The following is a 4,121-nucleotide window of genomic DNA, read 5'->3' as shown; positions in this document are numbered from 1 at the left end:
TTATACTCATGTTTTTATAATATTGATCTTTTAAATTATTTTCCATAAATCCTCACTTTCTTGTAAAAAAGATGAGCATTATCAGATACGCTATTATCAGGTTTTCCCCTCGAATGGGAAGCCGGAAAGGAGCGCATTTGATATGCAAATAAACTATTTAGATGCTATTTCATCAGTTCTCAATATGATGAAACAGCCAGACAGTGCATGTAAAAATATAGACATGCACAGAACCTGTTATACTACACTCTTCAAGTACCTGATGGATAAGGGCATTCCTTTTTCAATGGATGCCGCACTGGACTGGATTGAGATTAAAAAACGGGAAATTTCCTATGAGACGTGTTCTCAATATAGAAATGCCCTGTTCCGCCTCGAGCATTACCTGCTCTTTGGAGATATCAAAAGTTCTTTCTGCCGCTCAGAAGACAGTTTTTTCTGCCGGAGCGGAATATCGGAATCCTTTTTTCGCCTGACATATGAGCTGGAAGAATACTATGCGACCACACAGAATCCCTGCTATTACCATACGTATTCTGTTGCCATCAAGGAGTTCTTCAGGCTTGCTACTTCCCTGGGAGTTACAGAGCCGGAAGCAATAACCATAGATACTCTTATCGAATACTGGAATACTTACTGCAAATCCTGTAAATCTCTTGCCAGACGTCAGAACGCCGTATGTGCCATGACAGCACTTATGAAATATCTTCACCGCAGAGGTGATGTGCCAGAGTGTTACCAGCGGGTTCTTTTTGGTGAGAACGTTGAAATACTGCTTGAGATGAGACTTTCTAAAATAGGTACCGCATTTCATCCGAGTATACCTCTCGCTCTTAAAGCTGATGAATATCTTGACGCTTTGGACGATTGGAAATACATGAAATCATCAAAAGCTGTTTATCGCAATGATTTCACATGGTATTTCATGTTCCTGGAACTTAACCATCTGGAACACTCGGCAGAAACTGTGACATCATGGATAGATATACTCCCGGATTGCCCGAATCAGATCAAAGCCAGCAGTTCCGGATCAGCTCATCGTTCACACACTATCAGAATGTTTGAAAAGTATCTCCAGGGCATAATGGAATCCAATATAATCGCTGAGCCGATGCGTGCATCTGATCATCTTCCATCATGGAGCAAAAGCATCCTTGATGGTTTCATAGAAAGCCGCAGGCGGGATGGAATGACCAATAAGACACTTACCATGTGCAGGGCAGCCGGATGCAGTTTCTTCAAATATCTTGAAGATAATGGAATAGATAATCCAGTTTCCATAACACCCGATGTGGTTAAAGCATTTCATAACCATGATGTCCACTCAACCCCGGAAAGTAAAAATGCATATGGAACCAAGCTTCGTCAGCTTCTACGGTACATGGCTGACCAGGATCTGATTTCACCAACACTTGCTTTTGCAGTATCTGCAAGCTGTGCGCCTCATCGCAGCATAGTTGATGTTCTGAGCGATGCTATGGTCGAGAAAATATATGAATATCGTGAGAAAGCTTCTACTCCCATGGAGCTCAGGGACACAGCCATGGTCATGCTTGGACTTCGAATGGGTATCAGGGGAGCAGACATCCTAAAGCTTCAGGTAAATGATTTTGACTGGAAAAACAAAACTGTTTCCTTCATTCAGCAGAAAACAAGCAAAGCAATAACGCTTCCAGTCCCAACGGATGTAGGTAATTCAGTATATAAATACATCATGAATGGACGTCCGGAATCGGCTGTCACAGGCAACGGTTATATATTTATCCGCCATCAGGCACCATATATTCCGCTTAAAGTTACAACGGCGTGCCGTGGAGCTTTAAAAAGAATACTTGCTGAATATGGATTTGAATTATCTGCTGGTCAGGGCTTTCATATGACACGAAAAACATTTGCCACAAGAATGCTTCGGGCAGACAACAAACTTGATGATATTTCCAATGCTCTCGGACATGCACGTCAGGAAACAGCAGAGGTATATCTTGAACGTGACGAAGATAAAATGAGGCTCTGCCCTCTGGAATTTGGAGGTGTTTTATCATGACATACATTTTTGAGAGCGGTCTGGCACATCATATCGAAGGACTTATACAGCAAAAACGTGCTGATGGATATGCCTATAATTCCGAAGAAAAGCTATTAAAACGCTTTGATACCTTTTGCGTACAGAATTATCCGGAACTAACAACAGTCACCTATGAAATGGCAGCCAAATGGTCAGAAGCCAGACCGGGCGAAGGAGATGCCTATCATAATCGCCGTATGTCGATGGTGAAGGTGCTGAGTGAATATATCCTTTCCCTTGGTCAGGAAGCATACATTCCTAATTTTTTCTGCAAGGCTTACCGTCCGGTTCTTTACATTCCATCAAAAGAGGAAGTTAAGGAACTGCTACAGAAAATGGATATCCGCACGTCTCATAATTCAGAGCAATTTAGACTCGATAGAGAGTGCAAGATTCTTTTTCTCCTATATTTTTGCTGCGGTCTGCGTCTGTCAGAAGGGCGATTGCTAAAATGGGAGCACATAGACCTGGATAAAGGAATCCTTACTGTCCTTGGCTCAAAGGGTAACAAAGATCGCCTTGTATATCTTCCACAGGATAGCCTTCCGGTACTTAAAAACTATAAAGAACGTCAGGAAATGCTTTTCCCCGGAATTGACTGGGCTTTTCCGGGAAAAGATCCACATAAGCCTGTTTCGTGCTCTGGAGTAGAATCAAGTTTTAACCGCCATTGGGCCATGCTTCCGGTTGCCAGGACAGTTGATAAACATCCGACACCCCACTGTTTACGCCATGCTTTTGTAGTAGAGAGATTTAATGAGTGGATGCATCAGGGAATTGATACAAACACTATGCTCCCATATTTAAGCAGATACCTTGGACACAAAAGTCCTGATGAAACGTATTATTACTATCATCTTGTAGAAAAGGCATTTGATACTATCCGAGAGAAAGATTCAGTGTCTGGAAAGGTCATTCCGGAGGTGATTCCCTATGAAGAATAAATCAGCAAAGATATCAACTGACCAGCTGTTCTTTTCTCACACATGGAACTTTCTAAATGTTTATTTGGTAAAGCAGGTCGGACGCAGTCAGGCTACAGCAGAATCCTACAGAGATTCCCTTACAATATTTAAAAACTACCTTGTAGGTGAATTAGGTAAATCCATAAGCACCTTTCAGTTTTCTGATTGTACCAAAGAATGTATTTATAATTTCAGAGAATATCTGCTTGCAAATGGCAGCCAGCCATCAACTGTAAATGTAAGAGTCGCGGCTATCCGTGCCTATCTGAACTATGCCTCGGATATGGACATATCAGTCCAGTCAGTTGCCCTGGCGATCAGTCAGATCTCACCATGCAAAACCATTAAAAAGGAAAAACCTATTCTGTCCGATGATGCACTTGCTGCAATACTGTCTGCACCGCCGAATACGAAATTCGGTGTACGAGACCGTGCTATTTTGATTCTTCTCTACGATACAGCTGTAAGAATCAGTGAGCTGCTTAATATTCGCCTATGTGATATCGCAATGGAATCAAAATATCCAAATATTTTCATAACCGGAAAAGGTAATAAAGAAAGAACCATACAATTAACAGCTAAAGCAGTCGAACACCTTAGGGAATATATACGTGTATATCACAGTAATTCTTCCAAAGAAGCATACTTATTTTCCACAACAATAAAAGGTGTAACAGACAGGATGTCCGTTGGAAATGTCCAGCGGATTATAAAAAAATATGCAGCTCTGGTCAGTGAAAAAGGGGTTAGTCTTCCGGATTCGGTTCACTGTCACATGTTCCGCCGAACCAGAGCCACAAATCTTTATCAGGATGGAATCGCCATTGAGCTGGTTTCTACAGTGTTAGGACATGCCAGAACTGATACAACAAAAAGCTACTATGCAAAGCCATCTGTTGAACAGCTTAGAGACGCAATGGAATCTGTTCCAACACCTGTATCTGATGAAGCACCAATGTGGGAGGGCAACGAAGATGAAATGGCAAGACTTTGTGGATTGCGCTAACGAATAATGCTCATCTTTTAGTAGAAAAACGTCTTATTTCTCAGCATTCTTTAAAATGATTAACATTTTGGAATGCTGAGTATAA

The 4,121-nt window shown here is 41.6% G+C and carries 3 protein-coding genes; all 3 read left to right on the top strand.

The window, feature by feature from the left end; all coding sequences use genetic code 11:
- The first annotated feature begins 142 nt into the window (after positions 1–142).
- From DW826_RS17505 to DW826_RS17495, 3 genes are read left to right on the top strand one after another with little or no spacing between them, the layout of a single operon-like run.
- Positions 143–2,044, top strand: coding sequence for a tyrosine-type recombinase/integrase (locus DW826_RS17505; protein ID WP_117553320.1), 1,902 nt, complete (start codon positions 143–145; stop codon positions 2,042–2,044).
- The gene (locus DW826_RS17500) at positions 2,041–3,009 is read left to right on the top strand and encodes a tyrosine-type recombinase/integrase (protein ID WP_005421651.1); all 969 of its coding nucleotides are present in this window, start codon (positions 2,041–2,043) and stop codon (positions 3,007–3,009) included. The genes DW826_RS17505 and DW826_RS17500 overlap by 4 nt, the downstream gene beginning before the upstream one ends.
- Complete coding sequence (locus DW826_RS17495) at positions 2,999–4,036, top strand: tyrosine-type recombinase/integrase (protein WP_005421652.1); 1,038 nt, start codon at positions 2,999–3,001, stop codon at positions 4,034–4,036. The genes DW826_RS17500 and DW826_RS17495 overlap by 11 nt, the downstream gene beginning before the upstream one ends.
- Positions 4,037–4,121: the final 85 nt, after the last annotated feature.

It is taken from the genome of Clostridium sp. AM34-11AC, assembly GCF_003435375.1.
Classification (GTDB): Bacteria; Bacillota; Clostridia; order Lachnospirales; family Lachnospiraceae; genus Pilosibacter; species Pilosibacter fragilis.
The sequence above is the reverse complement of the archived record's forward strand: the minus strand, read 5'-3'. Positions and strand labels throughout refer to the sequence as shown.

Bases quoted from the DNA above. Each gene is read 5' to 3' on its own strand.
- DW826_RS17500 (WP_005421651.1), top strand. From the start codon at position 2,041: ATGACATACATTTTTGAGAGCGGTCTGGCACATCATATCGAAGGACTT.
- DW826_RS17505 (WP_117553320.1), top strand. From the start codon at position 143: ATGCAAATAAACTATTTAGATGCTATTTCATCAGTTCTCAATATGATG.
- DW826_RS17495 (WP_005421652.1), top strand. From the start codon at position 2,999: ATGAAGAATAAATCAGCAAAGATATCAACTGACCAGCTGTTCTTTTCT.